Genomic DNA, 1586 nt, shown 5'->3' on the forward strand with positions numbered 1-1586 from the left:
GCAAGCACAGATCGAGGCACTTGTCATGACGAATAATCTAGCAAAATTTGGAATGTTACAAACTAGCAATTGACGTTGAATACATTATTTTTCTCCAATCTAGGGTGAAAGTCCTCTTCATCTGTTTTTTCAAAGTATCAAAGTTCTAATCGTTCTCTTCCCCTTTGATTTTAGCTTATCTTTGGGTAAAACCTCAAATAAAAGTCCAGTGAGAGAAAAACTGGTAATTCAACTACGAAAGCGCTTGATAGGTTAATTATCAAAATGACCAAATTTTGATAATTAGAAAAACATTAGAATTTACGGTTGACTTTTTAATTTAACTCCCGTAAACTAACACCATCAAAATTAAATATACATATTCAAGGAGGGATTGCTCATGGAAGCTAGTGTCAAACCTACTTCAAAGCAAGCGTCTACTACATATGCGAACGCCTCCCGCTTCAAAGAAGCACTATATCGGGTGTTCGCCGCAACCGCCAACGCCATTCTCGTAGTTCTAGGGGGTGGACTTCTTCTTTCAACCGTCGGGAACCTAACTGGTGTCCATGCTATTTCTTTAGTTGGGGCTGAAGCTCAAGCCCTACTTGCCCCAGCAATCGGGGTCGCCGTTGCTTCACAATTGAATACGACAACTTTAGTTACCTTTGCCTCGCTAGTTTCAGCAACTGTCGGTGCCAATGCGGTTCATTTTACTAACGCATCTGTACATACTACAACCGCAACCGGCCAAGCTTTTGTTTCAACAGTTGGCGCTCCGGTAATGACTTCTGGTCAACCAGTTTCGGCGCTTTTAGCAGCGGTTGCTTGTGTTCTAGTTGGAAAATACTTAACGGGTAAAACGCCGCTTGATATGGTTCTTGTCCCATTTGGGGCTTTAGCCGTTGGGGTTGCCTTCGGTTTATTAGTTGCCGCTGTCGTTACACCAGCCCTCTTAGCGGTTTCAGCTTACATCGCTCACTCAATGACGGTTAACCCCGTTTTAGGTTCAGTTGTTATCTCATTAGTTTGGTCATTGTTCTTGATGACCCCGGCTTCATCCGCCGCCTTGGCAGTTGCCTTGATGTTGGATCCCGTTTCATCCGCTGCGGCTTTGATCGGGACGACCACCCAATTCGTTGCCTTTACGGTAATGTCTTGGCGGCAAAATGAACTTGGAGCTAACATCGCTCAAGGAATTGTCACACCGAAACTGCAATTTCCAAATCTTTTGTTAAACCCATATCTCTTAGTGCCATCGCTAGTTTCAGCGGCAGTCTGCGCCCCGGTAGCAACGGTTCTTTTCCACTTCCGTTCCACCTACACGTTAGGAGGTTTAGGTCTTAACTCATTGATTGCCCCAATCGCTTACCTTTCTCGGGGATGGGATCAATTTGCCACCTACATGACTTTGGGGGTTGTTGTTCCCGGAGTCATGTCATTAGCAATCTACCTCTTCATGAAGAAAATGGGTCTCATCGGGGAAAACCAACTTCATCTTGAAGTATTCTAATTTTTAAAATATCAAAGCACGCGATTTGCTAGTTCGTAACATTTAACAAAAAAAGCCTAACAAGGTTAGACTCAAAGTAGACTAAAAAAGGAGT

Annotated in this window: 1 protein-coding gene; it reads left to right on the forward strand. The window is 43.6% G+C overall.

Going from position 1 to position 1586, the window contains the following annotated elements; genetic code table 11:
* Positions 1–379 precede the first annotated feature (379 nt).
* Positions 380–1492 carry a PTS transporter subunit IIC gene (locus tag QOS10_RS09260; RefSeq protein WP_152698231.1) on the forward strand — a complete coding sequence of 371 codons (1113 nt, stop codon included), beginning with the start codon at positions 380–382 and terminating at the stop codon, positions 1490–1492.
* Positions 1493–1586: the final 94 nt, after the last annotated feature.

The sequence above is a fragment of the Limosilactobacillus galli genome, assembly GCF_947381495.1.
Taxonomy (GTDB): Bacteria; Bacillota; Bacilli; order Lactobacillales; family Lactobacillaceae; genus Limosilactobacillus; species Limosilactobacillus galli.